Genomic DNA, 17,901 nt, shown 5'->3' on the forward strand with positions numbered 1-17,901 from the left:
CGTCGTGACCGGAAGAGCCGACCCGCTCGTCGCGCTGCGCAGCGGGGAGTTCCGCGCGATGTGGGCGGCGGAGGCGTTGTCGCAGGGCGGCGACCAGCTCGCCAGGGTCGCGCTCTCGGTACTGGTGTTCACCAGCACCAACTCGGTGACGCTCGCCGCGCTCGCGTTGGGGCTCAGCTACACGCCGTCGCTGCTGGGCTCTGCGTTGCTGTCCGGCCTCGCCGACCGGTTCCCGCGCCGCGAGGTGATGGTCGCGTGCGACCTGATCGCGACGCTGCTGCTGGTCGTGATGGCGCTGCCCGGCACCCCGACGTGGCTGCTGTGTGCCGCGATGGCCGGTGTCGCACTCGTCGGTGGCCCGTTCAAGGCCGCGCGGCTCGCCCTGCTGCCCGAGGTGCTCACCGGCGACGCGTACCCGGCCGGGCTGGCCCTGCGCACCATCACGATCCAGCTGGCCCAGCTGATCGGGTTCGCCGGCGGCGGGGCGCTCGTGGTGCTGATCGGCCCGCACCTCGCGCTCGCCGTCGACGCCGCGACGTTCCTGTTCTCGGCCGCGCTCGTCCGATTCGGCGTGCGCGGGCGCCCCACCCCGAGCGACCCGGCGAGCCGTCGCCCGTTCTGGACGTCGTCGGTCGACGGCGCTCGGGCGATCGGCGCGATCCCCGGCCTGCCTGCGCTGTTCGTGCTGGGCATGCTCTCAGGCGTCTACATCGCACCGGAAGGCCTCGGGGTGGCCTGGGTGGCCGAGATGGCGGCACCCGCGTGGGCGGTCGGGTTGGTCATGGGCGCGCCCGCAGCCGGGCTGGTCGTCGGTGTGTGGCTGTTCAGCGCGGCGGTGCCGGGTGCGTACCGCGACCGGGCGGTCGGCCCGATGGCGGCGCTCTCGGGTCTCGCGCTCATGGTCTGCGTGGTCGAGCCCGGGCTCTGGGCGACGTTGCTGTGCCTCGTGCTGAGCGGGGTGTTCACGGCCTACCAGGTGCAGGTCGGGGCCTCGTTCGGGCTGCTGTCGCCGCCGGGGTCGCGGGCGCAGGTGATGGGCCTCCTGAACTCCGGGGTGATCACCGCGCAGGGCCTCGGGATGCTGCTCGCAGGCTTGGTCGCCGACGTGATCGGCGTGGCACGGACGGTTGCGGTCGCCGGCGCCGTCGGTGCGCTGCTGGCGGTGCCGACGGGGCTGTCGTGGGCACGAGCCAGGGCGGCAGTGACGTGAACGGGCGCGACATGACCGTCGGGCTGGTTGTCGTCTCGCACAGTCGAGCCCTCGCCGACGCCGCCGTCGCGCTGGCCAGGGAGATGGCGCCCGGTGAGCTGCCGATCGAGGTCGCGGCGGGCGTCGACGGCGGGTTCGGCACCGACGCCGTCGCGATCGCCGCCGCCATCGGGGCTGCCGACCGCGGCGCAGGTGTTGTCGTGCTCATGGACCTGGGTAGTGCGGTGCTCTCCGCCGAGCTCGCGCTCGAGCTGCTCGACGACCCCGACCAGGGCGAACGGGTGGTGCTCTGCCCCGCGCCGCTGGTCGAAGGGCTGGTGGTGGCCGCTGTCGTCGCGGCCGGTGGGGCGGAGCGCGCCGAGGTTGCGGCCGAGGCCGCCGGCGCAATGGCGGGGAAGCTGTCGCAGCTGGCACCGGCCGCTGCGGCGCCTCCCGCCGAGGCGTCGGTCGCCGGTGTGCAGGCACGCTTCACCGTCCACAACACGCACGGATTGCATGCCCGCCCGGCGGCCCGGCTGGTCGCGCTCGTGCGTGAAATCGACGGGCCGAACGTGCAGCTCCGCAACGCCACCACCGGTTCGGCGTGGGTCGCGGCCGGCAGCCTCTCGGCCGTCGCGACCCTCGGCGTGCTGCAGGGCCACGAGATCGAGGTGGCGGCGACGGGCCCGGGCGCCGACGCGGCGGTGGAAGCGGTGGCGGCCCTCGCCGCGCGGAGCTTCGACGAGCCCGGTGGTCGGCCTGGGGGAGGGCAGGAAAGCCACTTTCCTGCCCCCACAGGGCCTGAAAGTGGCTTTCCTGCCCTCCCCGTGCCGCTGGCCCCGGGGGTTGCGGTGGGGGCTGCGTTCCACCTCCGGCTCGCGGCGCCGCCCGTCGACGATGTTCCCCTGGGGGAGCCGGCCGCCGAGCGGGCGCGGCTCGCGGCCGCGCGGGATGCCGTGCGGGGCGAAATCCGGGCCGCAGCGGCAGCGGTCGGGGCGGCCGAGGCGGCGATCTTCGAGGCGCACCTGCTCCTGCTCGACGACCCCGAGCTGCTCGAACCCGCGCTCGCGGCGATCGACGGCGGGACGGCTGCCGCGCGGGCGTGGGCCGACGCCACCAGCACGACCGCGACCGCCTTCGCCGCGCTGGACGATCCCTACCTCGCGGGTCGGGCCGCGGACGTCCGCGCGGTCGGCACCCAGGTGCTCACGGCGCTCGCCGGGCCCGCAGCCGCTCCTGCGGTGCCCGCCGGTGCGGTGCTCGTCGCGCCCGACCTCACCCCCGCCCAGGCGGCCACACTCCCCGCCGTTGCCGGGGTGGTGCTCGGCGCCGGCAGCCCGACGTCGCACGCCGCGATCCTGCTGCGCGCCCGCGGCGTCCCGGCCGTGCTGGCCGCGCTCGATGTCGACGACGGGATCCTGCTCGCGTTCGACGGCGCCACCGGCGAGCTGGCCGTCGACCCGGCACCGGAGGTGCTCGCCCGCTTCCGCGAACGCGCGACCGACCAGCAGGAGCGACGCCACGCCGCGCTCGCCCGCGCCGCGGAAACGGCCGTGACCCGCAACGGCGTGCCCGTGCTGGTCGGTGCGAACGTCGGCTCGGCGGCGGACGCGACCGCGGCCGTCGGGGCCGACCTGGTAGGGCTGCTGCGCACCGAGTTCCTCTTCCTCGACCGCCCCGAAGCCCCCGGCGTCGACGAGCAGGAGGCCGCCTACCGCGCCGTCGCCGAGGCGATGGGCGGGCGGCGGGTCACGCTGCGCACGCTCGACGCGGGCGGCGACAAGCCGCTGCCGTACCTCGCGCTGCCGGCCGAGGCCAACCCGTTCCTCGGGCTGCGGGGGATCCGCCTGGCGGCCCGGTGGCCGCAGCTGCTCGCCGACCAGCTGCTCGCCGCCGTCCGGGTCGCGCACGACACGCCGCTCAGCATCATGTTCCCCATGGTCAGCGTGCTCGACGAGCTGCTGGACGCCCGCCGTGCGCTGGAGGAGGCGATCGCGGCGGAGGGCCGCGGCACCCCGCCCGAACTGCAGGTGGGGATCATGGTCGAGGTGCCGGCCGCCGCGCTGAAGGCCGAGCAGTTCGTCCCGCACCTCGACTTCCTCTCGATCGGCACCAACGACCTGACGCAGTACGCGCTCGCCGCCGAGCGCGGCAACGCCGCCGTCGCCGCGCTCGCCGATCCGCTCGACGCCGGCGTGCTGCGGCTCGTCGACGCCGTCTGCCGTGCAGCGGGCGACCGCGCGCTCGTTGCGGTCTGCGGTGAGGCGGCGGCGGACCCGAGCGCGGCGCAGCGGTTCGTCCGGCTCGGGGTGCGGGAGCTCAGCGTGGCGCCCGCGCTGGTCGCGGAGACGAAGCAGACCGTGCGCGGGCTCGACCTGCGGGAATGAGCTCCAGACAATAGGCGCAGGTCAAGCGAATGCGGCCTCGAGCTGGGCCATGCACGCCGGCTCGCCTGCGGAGGCGAGCACGACGAGCTGTCCCGGGACGCTCAGCGCCGGCTGCAGCGGCCGCACAGCCGCGACGTCGAGCACTGCGGCAGGAACACTGCCGTAGACCGCGGTCCACTCCGGCGCGCCGCTGCCGATCTCGACGACGGCGTCCTCGATCGACGTGATCGGGCGGCCCAGCTCCGGCGTGAAGCCGGCATCGCGGCACGCGGTGAGCACGGTGTCGTGCAGAGCGGGTTCGGCGCGGCGCGGCGGGAGCCGCAAGCGCAGCTCGGCGAGCTCGGCGATGGGCACGGCCGCCGCAGCACTCCGGTCGGGTGGCACGACGGCGACGAGCGGTTCCCGCCACAGCTCGGTGGCCCGCAGCCCGGCCCGTGGGCTCGCGCCGCGGACGAGCGCGGCGTCGAGCGCACCGGAGCGCACGGCCGTCAGGTGCTGTGCTGTCGTGCCGTCGACGAGCACCAGCCCGAGGTCCGGCGTGGTGGAGCGCAACGCGCCGATCGCCCGGTGCACGCGCTCGCCCATGCCGGGACCGGTGCCGAGCCGCAGGGTCGCGGCCCGTCCGGCGGCCAGGTCGGCGGCGACGACCGTGACGCGGTCGGCCGCGGCGAGCACCCGCCGCGCCTCGGTGAGGAGGCGGCTGCCGTCGCCGGTGAGCGTCACGCGGCGCGGGGTGCGGTGCAGCAGCCGCACGCCCAGCTCGCGTTCCAACCGTCCGATCTGCTGGCTGACGGCGGGCTGGACGATGTCGAGCCGCTGCGCGGCACGGCCGAAGTGCAGCTCCTCCGCGACTGCGACGAAGTAGCGCAGCTGGCGCAGCTCCACGGCCTGCTCCGATCACGATTCGTTATCGCTGCGCAGCGTAGTCGCTCATTGCTGACGCCGGCCCGGCGTCGTTGGCTGGGGACATGGAGATCGGATTGTGGGTCGACGAGAACCGGCCCTTGCCGGAGGTGCTCGCCGCCGTCGACGCCGTGGCGAGCAGCGGGGTGTCGAGGTTGTGGATCGCGCAGCGGTTCGGGTGGGACGCGCTGACGGTGCTCGCGGCCGTGGGCGGCCGGGCGCCGGGCGTCCAGCTGGGGACGTCGGTGGCGATGCTCTTCCCGAAGCACCCGATCACGCTCGCGCAGGAGGCGCTGACGGTGTCCGCAGCCACTGGGGGGCGCTTCACCCTCGGTATCGGGCCTGGTCATCGGCACGACATGGAGGGTGTCTACGGCTACCCGTGGGAGCGGCCCGCTGATCGCGTCCGGGAGCGCCTGCAGGTGCTCATGCCCTTGCTGCGCGGGGCGGGGGGCTCGGCGGTCGCGCAGCTCAGCACCCCGCAGGCGCCGCCGCCGCCCGTGCTGCTCTCGGCGCTGGGGCCGGTGATGCTGCGGATCGCGGGGGAGCTGGCCGACGGCACGATCACGGCGTGGGCCGGTCCGCGGGCCCTCGACGAGTACATCGTGCCGCGGCTGACCGCCGCCGCGGCCGGCCGGCCCACGCCGCAGGTGGTCGCCGGGATGTGCGTGTGCGTCACCGGCGATGCCGAGGGTGCGCGGCAGCGGCTGACCAGGCTGTTCGGCCGGGCGTCGGAACTGCCGAGCTACCGCGCGGTGCTCGACCGCAGTGGCTACGCCACCGCCGCCGACGCCGCGGTCGTCGGCGACGAGGAGACGGTGGCGCGCGAGCTGCGCCGCTACGTCGACGCGGGCGCGACGGAGGTGCAGGTCGCGATGGTCGGCTCGGCAGAGGAGAACGTCCGCACGCTCGTGCTGCTGGGCGACCTATCAGGGCGCTGAGAAGCGGGTGGCCGCTTCCCGTCCCGCGTCCAGCACATCTTTCAGGCCGCTGTGTACGAGCTTCCCGTCGCGCTTGGCGAACTCGCCGGCCACCAGCACCGTGTCGACGACACCCGGGTGCGCGTTGACGACGATCCCGACCGGGTCGTGCCCGCCGACGGTGCTGACCGTGTCGGTGCGCAGCAGCACGATGTCGGCCTGCTTGCCGACGCGCAGCGAGCCGATCCGGTCGGCCATCCCGAGCGCCGCGGCGCCGCCCATCGTCGCGGCGTGCAGGATGTCGGCGGCCGGCACACGGCCCTCGCCGCTCGCGTCGGTTGACATCAGCGCCGCCCGCATCACGGAGAACATGTCGCCGGGGGTGGACGTGACGACGTCCACGCCGAGCGCGGCGGGCACCCCGAGCCGGCGGACGCGTCCGAGCGTCGGACCGCCGACGTCCATGCGCGCCTCGATCGCGGGCGTGATCGACAGGGCGCCACCGGTGTCGGCGATCATCGTGAGCTCGTCGTCGGGCAGCGAGTTGCCGTGCACGTAGACGGTGCCCGGCCGCGCGAGCCCTTCGGCGTGCAGCGCGGCGATCGGGGTGGACGACTCCGGGCCGGCGCCGACGTGGACGGCGATCCGCAGGCCGAGCTCCTCGGCGAGCGCCCAGTCCTCCTTCACGGCCGGCATCGGGTGGTACGACGGGCCCATCGCCGCCAGCATCATCGTGACCAGCGCGTCGTCGGAGGGCAGGAGCTGCTCGCGCACCCGCCGGGCGTCGTCGTGGCGCCAGGGTTCGTCGGTGGCGAAGACGGGACGCCCGTACGCGACGGCGGCGCGCACGCCCGCGGCGGTGAGCCCGCCGATCACGGCATCCGCGTGGGCGGGGGAGTGCATGATGTGGGCGTAGTCCTGCAGGGTCGTGATGCCGGCGTCGAGGCACTCCAGCCCGGTCAGCTCAGCGGCCACGGCGAGGTCGGCGGCGCCGACCTGGTTCGCGAACCGGCCGTTGACCAGCTCCATGTAGCCCATGATGTCGACGTCCATCGCCACCGCCCGCAGGATCGACTGCCAGCCGTGGCGGTGCGTGTCGACGAATCCCGGCAGCACGATCCGGTCGGTCGCGTCGAGCACCTCGGCGCCGGTCGCATCCAGGTCGGGGCCGACGGCCACGATCCGGCCGTCCTCGATCAGCACGTCGGTGTTGCGGTGCACGGTCGGGTGCGGCTCGGTGTTGATGACACACCCGTGTCTGATCAGCAGCTTCACGATGACTCGCTTTCCAGGTTGCTTTTCAGAAAGCTATCACGACAGTGACTATCCTCGCACCATGAAGATCCGCACCGACCCCGTCGACGCCATCATCGCGGCGTGGACCGCCGAGCTGCCCGACGTGCTCGGCCCGGAATCGGAGCTGGTCAAGCGGGTGCTGCTGCTCTCGGGAGCGTTCGGGAACGCAACGGCGGCCCAGCTGCCGCGCCTCGGCCTCACGAGCGCCGAGCTCGACGTCCTCATCGCGCTGCGCCGCTGCGGGGCGCCGTACGCGCTCAAGGCGAACGAGCTCAGCAGATCGCTCCTGCTCTCCTCGGGGGGCACGAGCAACGTCGTCAACCGGCTCGTCGCGCGCAAGCTCGCCGAACGCCGCCCCGATCCCGACGACGGCCGCGGCACCCGGGTCGCGCTCACACCGGAGGGCGTCGAGCTGGCGGAACGGGCCGTGCGCGCGACCACACGCGCGCACTCCGAGGTGCTGCGGGGCGTGCCGCCGGAAGCGCTCACGGCGGCAGCGGATGCCCTACGAGCGGTCTTCGCAGCCCTCCCGGAGCGCTAGCCGTCGGGTGCCGCCGTCGGCGGGGAGGGCAGGAAAGCCACTTTCCTGCCCTGTGAGGGCCGGAAAGTGGCTTTCCTGCCCTCGCGTGGCGGGACGCCCGCCTCCCCGAGGGTGGTGCGGGTCAGTGCGGCTCGTCGCTCTCGGCCGTCACGCCGTACTGGCCGCGGTAGTACAGCAGCGGCGCGCGGCTCGGGTCGGCGCCGAGGTCGAGCACCTCGCCGACGGCGATCGTGTGGTCGCCGCCGTCGTGCTCACCCCACAGCCGGCAGTCGATCCACGCGCTCACGCCCTCCAGCACCGGCGCCCCCGACGGCGCGGGGCGCCAGTTGACGCCGGCGAACTTGTCGAGGTGGCCCGGCCGGGCGAAGCCGACGCTGACGTGCTCGTGGTCGGCCGCGAGCACGTTCACGCAGAACGCGCCGACCTTGCGGATCCGCGGCCACGTCGTGGACGAGCGCGCCGGGGCGAAGCTGATCAGCGGGGGGTCGAGCGAGAGCGACGCGAAGCTCTGGCACGTGAAGCCGAGCGGGCCGCCGTCGCCGCTCGCGGTGATCACCACGATGCCCGAGACGAAATGCCCGAGCACCTCGCGCATGACGGCGGGGGACACCGGGCCAGGAGGCGCGCTTCCCGTCATGCGTCGACCCTATGCACCACCACGGTCCCCCACCATTCCGGGCGGCCGCCGCGCGCATGGCGCTCGCCCACAGGCGCGGACGTAGCGTGCGGCGTACGTCGGACGTCAGGGAGGACGGCCATGGCGGACCTCGAACGCTTCTCGATGCTGATCGGCGGCAAGCCGGTCGACGCGCTGTCCGGGCGGACCTTCGAGTCGGAGAACCCCTACACAGGACGTCCGTGGGCGGTTGTCCCCGACGGTGGCCCCGAGGATGTCGACGCCGCCGTGGCGGCCGCGCGCGCCGCGCTGGAGGGGGAGTGGGGTGCGCTCACCGGGTTCGCGCGGGCGGCGCTCCTGCGCAGGCTCGGCGACCTGATCGGCGAGAACGCCGAGCGGCTCGCCCGGATGGAGGTGCGCGACTCCGGGAAGCTCTACCGGGAGATGATCGGCCAGCTGACCGGCCTCGGCGGCTGGTACCACTACTACGCGGGCCTCGCGGACAAGATCGAAGGCCGGCAGATCCCGACGCCGAACCCCGCTTACCTCGTCTACACGCGGCGCGAGCCGGTCGGCGTCGTCGCGGCCATCACGCCGTGGAACTCGCCGCTGTTGTTGATGACGTGGAAGCTGGCGCCGGCCCTCGCCGCGGGCTGCACGGTGGTCGTCAAGCCGTCCGAGCACTCCCCGGCGTCGACGCTGGCGTTCGCGGAACTGATCGAACGGGCAGGGTTTCCTGCCGGCGTCGTGAACGTCGTCACAGGGCTGTCCAGGGAGACGGGCGCCGCGCTCGCGGGGCACCCCGGCGTCGACAAGGTCGCGTTCACCGGCTCCACCGCAACGGGGCGGGCCGTGGCGAAGGCGGCTGCCGAGAACATCAACAAGGTGACGCTCGAGCTGGGCGGCAAGTCGCCGCAGATCGTGTTCCCCGACGCCGACCTGCCCGCCGCGGCCAACGGCATCGTCGCGGGTGTCTTTGCGGCCACCGGGCAGACCTGCATGGCCGGCTCCCGGCTGATCGTCCACGCCGACGTGCACGACGAGCTGGTCGCGCTGGTGAGCGAGCGGGCCGCCCGGATCACGCTCGGCGACCCGGAGGACGCGGCGACGGAGATGGGGCCGGTGGCGAACCGGCCGCAGTACGAGAAGGTGCTCGGCTACCTGTCCACCGCGCGCGAGGAGGGCGCGCAGGTGGCCACCGGCGGCGGCGCCGACGAGGGCCTCGGCGGCTACTTCGTGCGCCCGACCGTGCTCACCGGCGTGGACGTCGACGCGACGGTCGTGCGCGAGGAGGTCTTCGGGCCGGTGCTCGCCGCGCTGACCTTCACCAGCGAGGACGAGGCGCTGAAGATCGCCAACGACACGCCGTACGGACTTGCGGGCGCCGTCTGGACGAAGGACGTGCACCGCGCCCACCGGGTGGCGGCGAAGCTGCGCACCGGCACGGTCTGGATCAACGCCTACCGCGTGGTCGGGCCCAGCGTGCCGTTCGGCGGCGTCGGCGCGAGCGGCAGCGGGCGCGAGAACGGCATGGACGCGATCGGCGAGTACTTGGAGAACAAGTCGGTCTGGGTGGAGCTGACCGGCGGCACGAGGGACCCGTTCACGTTGGGGTGAAAACACCGCGAACCCGGCCGGTCGGGTTCCGTCGCCCTAGCGGCAACCGGTAGACAAGGCGACGACCGGCGCCGTCCGTGCTCACGGGGAGCCCAACGAACGGCGCCGGTCAGGCCAGCGTTGTCGATTTCCTTACGACGCGTAGGCGCGCAGCCGGTCGGCCCGCTCGCCGATCCGCAGCTTGCCCATCACCTCGCGCTCGATCTGGCGCACCCGCTCGCGGGAGAGCCCGAAGCGGCGCCCGATCTGGTCGAGCGTGCACGGCTGTCCGTCGTCGAGGCCGTAGCGCATCCGGATCACCAGCTGCTCCCGCTCCTCGAGGGTGGCCAGCACCCTGCGCAGGTCGTCGTGCAGCAGCCGCGAGATCACGGTGGTCTCGGCGTCGGTCGCCTCGCCGTCCTCGATGAAGTCGCCCAGCGGCGCCTCCTCCTCGGACCCGACCGGCATGTCGAGGCTCACCGGGTCGCGGGCGTGGTCGAGCAGGTCGGCGATCTTCTCCTCGGGGATGCCCGACTCGGTCGCCAGCTCCTCGTGGGTCGCGTCGCGGCCCAGCTTCTGGTGCAGGTCGCGCTTGATCCGCGCCAGCTTGTTCACCTGCTCCACGAGGTGGACGGGGAGCCGGATCGTGCGGGCCTGGTCGGCCATGCCGCGTGTGATCGCCTGCCGGATCCACCACGTGGCGTACGTGGAGAACTTAAATCCCTTGGAGTAGTCGAACTTCTCCACCGCGCGGATCAGACCGAGGTTGCCCTCCTGGATGAGATCCAGCAGTGGCATCCCGCGGCCCGTGTAGCGCTTGGCGAGCGAGACGACCAGCCGGAGGTTCGCCTCCAGCAGGTGGTTGCGCGAACGCCGGCCGTCGCGGACGACGGCCCGCAGGTCGGCCGCGTACTGCCGCTCCAGCTCGCGTCCCTCGGTGGCCGCGGTGTCGATCACGTGCTGCGCGAAGACGCCCGCCTCGATGCGCTTGGCCAGATCGACCTCCTGCGCGGCCGTGAGCAGCGCGGTCTTGCCTATGCCGTTCAAGTACACGCGGACGAGGTCGGCCGCAGGGCTCTGCGCGTCGAGGTCCTCCGCAGACGGCTCGGGCGTGCTGGCGGTGGAAGTGGCGTCCCAGACGTCGGACTCGGTACGCTGGCCAGGGATGGCCGGCACCGGCGCCTTGCTGGATGAAGCCTTGGTCGGGCGGCTGGCCGAGGACTGGTCAGCAGGGGTCATCGACCTGGACGGGGCGATGATGGTCGGCGCTGTCATCTGTATTCGTTCCCTCCCTGCGCGACCCGGGCGGGGCGCTGAGGCCTAGCGCCGGGGTTCTCATGGGTTGAACGCCCCCTTTCCGCAGAACGTTCCCGAGGGTGGGCCGCGCCACCGGAACTCTCAGGGTCTCCTCAGGTCCGGGTACGTCCTTCGTGGTCTGGGACCCGCGCGGCTCAGGTGTCCGAGAAGGCCCGAACCGCGCCCATCAGCGCAGGCCAGTCGTCCCGCAACGCGTCGCGGCCCATGAACAAACCGAGGTGCCCGCCCGCCGCTGTGCGCCGCGTCACGAGCCCCGGCGGGGTGCCGACGACCGCCGCCGCGGCGAACAGCTGTGCGGCCGGGGTGATGTGGTCGGTCGCGCCGGCGAGGAGGAACAGCGGGCACGTGATGGCGCTCATGTCGACGCGCCGGTCGCCGACCTGCAACGTGCCTGCGACCAGCTCGTTGCCGTGGAACAGGTGCTCCACGAGCCACAGGTAGAACGCGCCGGGGATGTCCTGCGTGTGCTTGAACCAGTCCTCGAACGCCCGGTAGCGGGCGACGTGCGCGGTGTCGGTGATGTTCAGCAGCAGGTCCAGCTGGCGCGACACCTCCGCCTGCGGCTGGATCGCGATGAAGTTGGCCAGCGCGGCGGCGCCCGGCATCGTGCCGCCGTTCAGCGCGACGAGCGTGCGGTAGGGGGCGAGGCCGAGCGCGCCGGTGAGCACGCGGGTCGAGGAGGCGACGACGGACTCACCGGCATGGAAGTCGATCGGCGCGCCCGCCAGCGTCAACGTGTGCACGCGCTCGGGGTGCAGCGCGGCGTAGACGGCGGCGAGCCACCCGCCCTGGCAGTCGCCTACGAGGTTGGCGCGCCCGCCCATGTGCCGGACGGCCCGGTCGACGACCTCGACGTAGTCGGTGATCGTGACGTCCCGGGTCGCGGTGGTCGCCGCTCGCCACTCCAGGACGTACAACCTGGTCAGCCCGGCGGCCGCGATCGTGCGCAGCTGGCTCTGCGCCGGCGCGAAGTCCACGACGTGGCTGGAGTGGCCGGCCTGCGGCGGCAGCACGAGCGTCGGGACGACGGCCGCGTCGGCGTCCCCTGGCGCGGTGACGTCGCGGAGGTGCGCGAACGGGGTGGTGAGCACGGTCTCGGCCGGCGTGTGCCAGCGCGGCGGCCGGCGGTCCAGGACGGTGTTCCACCAGAGCAGTCCTCGAGCGGCGCCGGCGGCCGGAGGGGTGCTGAGCGCTTGCGCGAGGAGCGCCCCGGAGCGTTCCGCGAACGCGGTGGCCGCGCGGGCCGCCGCCTCGGTGGTGTAGCCCGCGAGGTGGACCAGCGGGGCGTCGAGATCGGCCAATGCGGGTCTCCCTCCCGGCGGGACCACCCGACGGTAATCGCCGCTCGATATACCGAGCAAGCGGATCGGGATGGCGAGCGCCGGCACAACCGGCACCCGAGTGAGCTGCGCCCTCCCATGCTGTCTACCGGTAGGTAGGCAGTCACGATGGGTGCGTGACCCGGATGGTGTTCGATCTCGAAGCGGTGGCCGCGCGCCTCGACCCGGTCGGCTTCACCGGTGCCCTCACGGCGGCGGCTGCGGCGCTGGCGCGCGACCCGCTGCCGGCCGTGCGGGGCGCGGCCGAGCTCGCCGCGGGGAACGGGCGGGCCACGGTCGCCGCGCTCGTGCGGGCTGCTGGCGGGACCGCGACGGGACCGGCCGAGCTGCCCGCGAAGGACCGCCGCTACGCCGACCCGGCATGGGAGGCGAACGCCTTCTACTACCTCCTGCGCCAGCAGCACTCGCTGTTCGCCGAGCACCTGCGCGCGGCCGCGGCCGGGCTCGAGCTCGACGCGCCGGCCCGCGGCAAGGTCGACTTCCTCGTCCAGCAGGTGGTCGAGGCGGCGGCACCGGTCAACTGGCCGTGGTCGAACCCCAGGATGCTCACGAAGGCGTTCGAGACCGGCGGGCTCAGCCTCGTCCGCGGCGCGCGCAACGTGCTGCGCGACGCCGTCACCAACCGCGGCATGCCGCGCAAGACCGTGGAGGGGCGGTTCACGCCGGGTGTCGAGCTCGCGGTGACGCCCGGCACGGTCGTCTTCCGCAACCGGCTCATCGAGCTGATCCAGTACGCGCCGCAGACCGACGAGGTCTTCGAGACGCCGCTGCTGCTCTCGCCGCCGTGGATCAACAAGTTCTACGTGATGGATCTTGCACCGGGTAAGAGCCTCGTCGAGTGGGCGGTCCGGCACGGCCACACCGTCTTCATGATCAGTTACCGCAACCCGGACGCCGACCTGCGGGACGTCACGATGAGCGACTACCTGCGCGAGGGGCCGCTCGCGGCGCTGGACGTCGTGCAGGAGATCACCGGAGCGGACCGCGTCAACATGGGCGCGCTGTGCCTGGGCGGGACGCTCGCGACGGCGGCGACGGCGTGGCTCGCGGCCCGCGGCGACGACCGGGTCGGTTCGTTGACGCTGATGAACACGCTGCTCGACTACGCCGAACCGGGCCGGCTGGGCGTCTTCACGGACGAGGCCACGATCGCGCGGCTTGAGCGCGCCATGCGCCGCGACGGCTACCTCCCGGCGCAGAGCATGGCCACTACGTTCGACCTGCTGCGTGCGACCGACCTGATCTGGAACTACGTCGTCACCACGTGGCTGCTGGGGGAGGACCCCGCGCCGTTCGACATCCTCGCCTGGAACGCCGACTCCACGCGGATGCCCGCCGCGATGCAATCGGAGTACCTGCGCGCGCTCTACCTGCGCAACAGCTTCGCCGAGGGCACGTTCGAGCTGGCCGGCGAGCACCTCGACCTCGCGGCCGTGCGCCAGGACGCCTACGTCGTGAGCGCCGAGGCCGACCACATCGCGCCGTGGGCGTCGGTGTACTCCGGGGCGGCCCGGCTGGGCGGGACGGTGCGCTTCGTCCTTTCCAATGCCGGGCACATCGCCGGAGTCGTCAACCCGCCGTCGGCGAAGTCGCGGCACTGGTACGGCGAGTCCGGGCAGCTGCCGGGCGACGCTGCGCAGTGGCGCGCCGCCGCGGGCGAGCACCGCGCGAGCTGGTGGGAGGACTGGACACCGTGGATCGAGGCCCGGGCCGGCGCCCGGCGCACCCCGCCGCCCACCGGCAGCGCCGCGCACCCGCCGCTGCAGGCCGCGCCGGGCAGTTACGTTCTGGAGGCATGATGGTCCGATGACAGCCCGCCCCTCCGAGCCTGCCGACTCCGGCTGGTCGGCCTCGATGAACGTGCTCGGCGACTTCATCCGCGCACAGCGCCAGCTCGCCAAGATGTCGCTGCGCGAGATGGCGGCGATGTCGAACGTCTCGAACGCCTACCTCAGCCAGGTGGAGCGCGGGCTGCACCAGCCGTCGCTCAAGGTGCTGCAGTCGATCGCCGACGCACTGCAGCTCTCGACCGACCAGCTGCTCAAGCAGGCCGGGTGGAGCACGTCGGCGGGCAGCGACGGTGCGGGGCCGGTGGCGCAGAGCACCGAGGACGCGATCAAGGCCGACCCCCGGCTCTCGCCGGAGCAGCGCACGGCGCTGCTCGGGGTGTACCGCAGCTTCGTCGGGACTGCTTGACATAGTTAATGCAGATGCTCAGTATGGGTAGCAAGTTCCACTCCAGGAGGACCCGTCATGAGCGCACCGACCGACCAGTTCACCGAGACCGTGACCCGCGCGCAGGAGGCGGTCACCGCCGCCGTCCGCACGTGGACCGACACCGTGCTCTCCAGCCTGTCGGGCGTGCAGGCGCTCCCCGACGCCACGGCCGTCGTCGACCGCTACTTCGAGATCGCGCAGCAGGTGCTCGACACGCAGCGCGAGTTCGCCCACTCCGTGCTCGCGGCAGGAGTGCTCAAGGCCGACGCGACGCCCGCGTCGAAGGAGGGCTGACCGCCCGCACGGCGCGGCCCCTACTCGCCCACGGCGTGGCCCCGACTCGCCCACGGTGACACCCCGACTCGCGCACGGCGCGGCCCCGACTCGCGGGTACGCGGCGAGTCGGGGTGTGCGTGCGCGCGAGTCGGGGTGTGGGTGTGGGTGAGTCGGGGTGTCCGAGTGGGCGAGTCGGGGTCAGACCTCGATGATCAGCGTGAACGGGCCGTCGTTCACGCTCTCGACCTCCATCTGCGCGCCGAAGACCCCGGTCTCGACGGTCGCGCCGCGCTCGCGCAGAGCCGCGACGACGGCGTCGACCACCGGCTCGGCCTGGCCCGGCGGCGCCGCGGCCGACCACGACGGGCGCCGGCCCTTGCGGATATCGCCGTAGAGCGTGAACTGGCTGACCACCAGCAGCGGCGCGCCCAGCTCCGCACACGACCGCTCGCCGGGCAGTATCCGCAGCTCGTGCAGCTTGCGGGCCATCGTGGGCACGGCGTCGGCGGTGTCGTCGCGATGCACGCCGAGCAGCACCAGCAGCCCGGGCCCCTCGATCGCGCCGACCACCTCCCCGGCGACGCGGACGGCTGCGCGCGATACGCGTGCCGCAACGGCTCTCACGGTGCTGGCACCAGCAACCCGTGCCGGATGAACTCCCGCACGGCCGGCAGGGTCGCCGCGACCAGCTCGTCGGCCGGCCGGTCGTGCGCGAACGCCAGCAGCTCCACCAGCTCGCCCATCGCGAGATCGCCGCGGCAGCCGGCGAGCAGCGCGGCGGCGGGCTCGTCCACCTCGTGCCGCCACCGCGGCCCGTCGAGGCGCGCGACAGCGGCCCCGACCTCGGCCCAGCCGTCGCCGTCGGCCGTCCCGGGCTCCGCGAAGCGTTCCAGCACCACCGACGGTGCGACGGCGAGCCGGGCGCCGAGCAGCGTGTCGTCGCTCTCGTGCGAGCGCAGCCAGTCGACCCGGTCGAGCCAGCCCTCCACCTCGGGGCCGAGCGGGTCGTCGACGGCGCCGGTGAGGTCCTCGAACACCACCGTGCCCGGTCCGTCGGTGCGGCGCAGCGTGATCAGGCCGAACCCGATGGCCTCGACGCGTTCGCGCTCCAGCCAGTCCAGCCACGCGCCCGCTTGCGCCCGTGCGGCCGGCGAGGCCAGCTCGAGGCCCGCGTCGCGCTGCCAGGTGCCGACGTGCAGCGCCGGGTCGGCGACCTCGCGCTGCAGCACCCACGCGTCGACGCCCTCCGGCAGTCACGAGCGGACCCGGTCGGGCCAGTCCTCGTCGCGCACGTGCAGCCACGAGCCGAGCAGCTGCGCGACCCCGCCGGGCTCCAGATGTGCGGGCAGGGCCCGGACCAGCGCGCCGAGCGCGTCGTCGCCGCCCTGTCCCGAGTCGCGGTAGACGTAGTCGACCCGGGCCGGGCCGGGCACGAACGGCGGGTTGGACACGATCTGGTCGAACCGGCGTCCCGCCACCGGCTCCAGCCACGGCCCGGCGAGCAGCTCCACGTCGAGGTCGTTCAACGTGAACGTGGCGCGGGCCATCGCGAGCGCGCGCGGCGCGAGGTCGGTACCGGTGACGGCGCCGGCGTGCCGGGTGGCGTGCAGCGCCTGCACGCCGCACCCGGTGCCGAGGTCGAGCAGGGTCTGCACGGGCCGCCGGACGGTCGCCGCGGCCAGCGTGAGCGACGCGGCGCCGACGCCGGTGACGTGCTCGCGGTCCTGCCGGCGCAGGTCGAGGTCCGACAGGACCCACCAGTCCCGCTCCTCGTCGCCGTAGGGGCGCAGGTCGAGCGTGGCCGCCCAGCCGCCGTCGGCCGCCCGCAACAGCCCGGCCGCGGCGGCCTCCGCGGGGGTGAGCGGGGCGAGCGCGGCCTCGACGGCTGCGGCGGGTTCGACGGCGTCGAGCAGGAACATCCGGACGAGCACGCCCAGCTCGCCGGCATCGGCCGTGGCGCGGAACGCGGGCTCGACCTCACCCCGGCCGAGCGCGGCGTGCGCGGCGGGCCCGAGCAGCTCGCGGACGCCGTCGGTGCTGAACCGGGCCCGCTGCAGAGCGGTGCGCAGCGCGTCCGCGGCGGCGGGGGAGAGGTGCGGGTGCATCCGACGATGATCCCGCGCCGGCTTTCCGACAGCGTCGCCGCACCCGGCGTGCTTCCATGAGGTGGTGCGGTGGTGGAGGGCGTTCTCCCGGCTCGGGGTCCTGCTCGACGTCGCGTTCGCGCTGGTCTTCGTGCTGGTCCCGGTGGGGATCGGACTCGTGGGACTGCGGATGGTCGGCGACGCCGGCGTGCTGGAGGAGCGCGGCGCGACGGCGCCCGGCCGCGTGGTCGAGCTGCGCGTGTCCCGTGACTACTCGCAGAACCCGCCCTCGATCGACGAGGAGAACGTGTTCGCGTTCGTCGTCGACGGGCGGGAGCACACGTTCGTCGAGGGCGGCGACAAGGCCGTCGGCACACCCGTCACCGTCTGGTTCGACCCGCGCGACCCCGCGACCGTCGCGACGACGAACCCGCCGGGTACCCACCGGGTGATCGGGTACGTGCTGGTGGTCGCCGCGGCGCTGTTCCTCTGCGGGGCGCTCTGGGTGGGCGGGCGGATCGTCGTCGAGTGGATGAGCGCGGTGCCCCGTAGGCGGAAAGCGCGCCGCGCGCAGGCCCGATTCCGCCGGAACATGCCAGGATCAGGCCCATGACCCGCACGTTGTCGCTCTCCCAGATCCCCGAGGCCGACGCGATGCTCGACCGCGACCCGCTCGCGCTGCTCATCGGCATGCTGCTGGACCAGCAGGTGGCGATGGAGCACGCCTTCGGCGCGCCGGTGCGACTTGCCGAGCGGCTCGGCCGCGACCACCTCGACGCCCGCGAGCTCGCCGGCTACGACCCCGAAGCGCTCGTCACGATCTTCGCGACGCCGCGCGCGCTGCACCGCTACCCGAAGTCGATGGCGGGCCGGGTGCAGGCGCTGTGCGCGGCGATCGTCGAGCTGTACGACGGGGACGTCACGCAGCTGTGGAGCGACGTCCCCGACGGCAAGGAGCTGTACGCGCGCCTCCTCTCGCTGCCGGGCTTCGGCAAGCAGAAGGCGCAGATCTTCGTCGCGCTGCTGGGCAAGCAGCGCGGGGTCACCCCGCCCGGCTGGCGCGAGGCTGCCGGCGGCTACGGCGAGGAGGGCGTGCACAAGTCGGTCGCGGACGTCGTCGACGCCGAGTCGCTCACCCGCGTCCGCGAGTTCAAGCAGGCCGCGAAGGCGGCGGCGAAGGCCGGCAACGCGTAGGGCCGGAAAGTGGCTTTCCTGCCCT

General features: G+C 73.7%; 16 protein-coding genes and 1 pseudogene. 10 read left to right on the forward strand and 7 right to left on the reverse strand.

The window, feature by feature from the left end:
• Positions 1 to 4: 4 nt before the first annotated feature.
• The gene (locus tag LL648_RS29840) at positions 5 to 1,210 is read left to right on the forward strand and encodes an MFS transporter (protein WP_232666103.1); all 1,206 of its coding nucleotides are present in this window, start codon (positions 5 to 7) and stop codon (positions 1,208 to 1,210) included.
• On the forward strand, positions 1,180 to 3,576 hold the full coding sequence (gene ptsP / locus LL648_RS29845) for a phosphoenolpyruvate--protein phosphotransferase (protein ID WP_232666104.1): 2,397 nt from the start codon (positions 1,180 to 1,182) through the stop codon (positions 3,574 to 3,576). The genes LL648_RS29840 and ptsP overlap by 31 nt, the downstream gene beginning before the upstream one ends.
• A 21-nt stretch (positions 3,577 to 3,597) precedes the next feature.
• Here ptsP and LL648_RS29850 read toward each other — a convergent pair whose 3' ends face one another.
• Positions 3,598 to 4,461 carry a LysR family transcriptional regulator gene (locus tag LL648_RS29850; protein WP_308190417.1) on the reverse strand — a complete coding sequence of 288 codons (864 nt, stop codon included), beginning with the start codon at positions 4,459 to 4,461 and terminating at the stop codon, positions 3,598 to 3,600.
• A gap of 83 nt (positions 4,462 to 4,544) precedes the next feature.
• On the opposite strand from LL648_RS29850, the gene LL648_RS29860 reads away from it, so the two are divergent.
• Positions 4,545 to 5,420, forward strand: coding sequence for a TIGR03564 family F420-dependent LLM class oxidoreductase (locus LL648_RS29860; RefSeq protein WP_232666105.1), 876 nt, complete (start codon positions 4,545 to 4,547; stop codon positions 5,418 to 5,420).
• On the opposite strand, the gene LL648_RS29865 is transcribed toward LL648_RS29860, so the two are convergent.
• Positions 5,409 to 6,674 carry an amidohydrolase family protein gene (locus tag LL648_RS29865; protein WP_232666106.1) on the reverse strand — a complete coding sequence of 422 codons (1,266 nt, stop codon included), beginning with the start codon at positions 6,672 to 6,674 and terminating at the stop codon, positions 5,409 to 5,411. The two genes, LL648_RS29860 and LL648_RS29865, sit on opposite strands and share 12 nt — an antisense overlap.
• A gap of 61 nt (positions 6,675 to 6,735) precedes the next feature.
• Between LL648_RS29865 and LL648_RS29870 the strand changes: the two genes are divergently transcribed.
• A complete protein-coding gene (locus tag LL648_RS29870) occupies positions 6,736 to 7,236 on the forward strand; it encodes a MarR family winged helix-turn-helix transcriptional regulator (RefSeq protein ID WP_232666107.1) in 501 nt (166 codons plus the stop codon).
• Between the two features lie 121 nt (positions 7,237 to 7,357).
• Here LL648_RS29870 and LL648_RS29875 read toward each other — a convergent pair whose 3' ends face one another.
• Positions 7,358 to 7,873, reverse strand: coding sequence for a flavin reductase family protein (locus LL648_RS29875; protein ID WP_232666108.1), 516 nt, complete (start codon positions 7,871 to 7,873; stop codon positions 7,358 to 7,360).
• Between the two features lie 120 nt (positions 7,874 to 7,993).
• Here LL648_RS29875 and LL648_RS29880 point away from each other — a divergent pair, with 120 nt between their 5' ends.
• Entirely contained in the window at positions 7,994 to 9,469 is a 1,476-nt protein-coding gene (locus LL648_RS29880; protein WP_232666109.1) for an aldehyde dehydrogenase, read from the forward strand.
• Between the two features lie 132 nt (positions 9,470 to 9,601).
• Here the strand turns inward: LL648_RS29880 and LL648_RS29885 are convergent, their stop codons facing one another.
• Positions 9,602 to 10,687: a sigma-70 family RNA polymerase sigma factor gene (locus tag LL648_RS29885; RefSeq protein ID WP_255686814.1), complete on the reverse strand. Its 1,086-nt coding sequence runs from the start codon at positions 10,685 to 10,687 to the stop codon at positions 9,602 to 9,604.
• 212 nt (positions 10,688 to 10,899) lie between these two features.
• Positions 10,900 to 12,066 carry an alpha/beta fold hydrolase gene (locus tag LL648_RS29890; RefSeq protein ID WP_232666111.1) on the reverse strand — a complete coding sequence of 389 codons (1,167 nt, stop codon included), beginning with the start codon at positions 12,064 to 12,066 and terminating at the stop codon, positions 10,900 to 10,902.
• 164 nt (positions 12,067 to 12,230) lie between these two features.
• Between LL648_RS29890 and LL648_RS29895 the strand changes: the two genes are divergently transcribed.
• The 3 genes from LL648_RS29895 to LL648_RS29905 are packed head-to-tail and all read left to right on the forward strand — an operon-like array spanning position 12,231 to position 14,616.
• Positions 12,231 to 13,904: a PHA/PHB synthase family protein gene (locus tag LL648_RS29895; RefSeq protein ID WP_232666165.1), complete on the forward strand. Its 1,674-nt coding sequence runs from the start codon at positions 12,231 to 12,233 to the stop codon at positions 13,902 to 13,904.
• 7 nt (positions 13,905 to 13,911) lie between these two features.
• The gene (locus LL648_RS29900; RefSeq protein WP_232666112.1) at positions 13,912 to 14,301 is read left to right on the forward strand and encodes a helix-turn-helix domain-containing protein; all 390 of its coding nucleotides are present in this window, start codon (positions 13,912 to 13,914) and stop codon (positions 14,299 to 14,301) included.
• Positions 14,302 to 14,358: 57 nt separating this feature from the next.
• On the forward strand, positions 14,359 to 14,616 hold the full coding sequence (locus LL648_RS29905; RefSeq protein ID WP_232666113.1) for a hypothetical protein: 258 nt from the start codon (positions 14,359 to 14,361) through the stop codon (positions 14,614 to 14,616).
• A gap of 180 nt (positions 14,617 to 14,796) precedes the next feature.
• Here LL648_RS29905 and dtd read toward each other — a convergent pair whose 3' ends face one another.
• Complete coding sequence (gene dtd / locus LL648_RS29910; RefSeq protein ID WP_232666114.1) at positions 14,797 to 15,222, reverse strand: D-aminoacyl-tRNA deacylase; 426 nt, start codon at positions 15,220 to 15,222, stop codon at positions 14,797 to 14,799.
• Positions 15,219 to 16,703: pseudogene (locus LL648_RS29915) on the reverse strand (DUF7782 domain-containing protein). The gene dtd and the pseudogene LL648_RS29915 overlap by 4 nt, the downstream one beginning before the upstream one ends.
• A 64-nt stretch (positions 16,704 to 16,767) precedes the next feature.
• Between LL648_RS29915 and LL648_RS29920 the strand changes: the two are divergent.
• Together LL648_RS29920 and LL648_RS29925 are read left to right on the forward strand one after the other, a co-directional pair.
• The gene (locus LL648_RS29920; RefSeq protein WP_232666115.1) at positions 16,768 to 17,295 is read left to right on the forward strand and encodes a DUF3592 domain-containing protein; all 528 of its coding nucleotides are present in this window, start codon (positions 16,768 to 16,770) and stop codon (positions 17,293 to 17,295) included.
• A complete protein-coding gene (locus tag LL648_RS29925) occupies positions 17,292 to 17,876 on the forward strand; it encodes an HhH-GPD-type base excision DNA repair protein (protein WP_232666116.1) in 585 nt (194 codons plus the stop codon). The genes LL648_RS29920 and LL648_RS29925 overlap by 4 nt, the downstream gene beginning before the upstream one ends.
• Positions 17,877 to 17,901 lie beyond the last annotated feature (25 nt).

The organism is Pseudonocardia sp. TRM90224, assembly GCF_021245725.1.
Taxonomy (GTDB): Bacteria; Actinomycetota; Actinomycetes; order Mycobacteriales; family Pseudonocardiaceae; genus Pseudonocardia.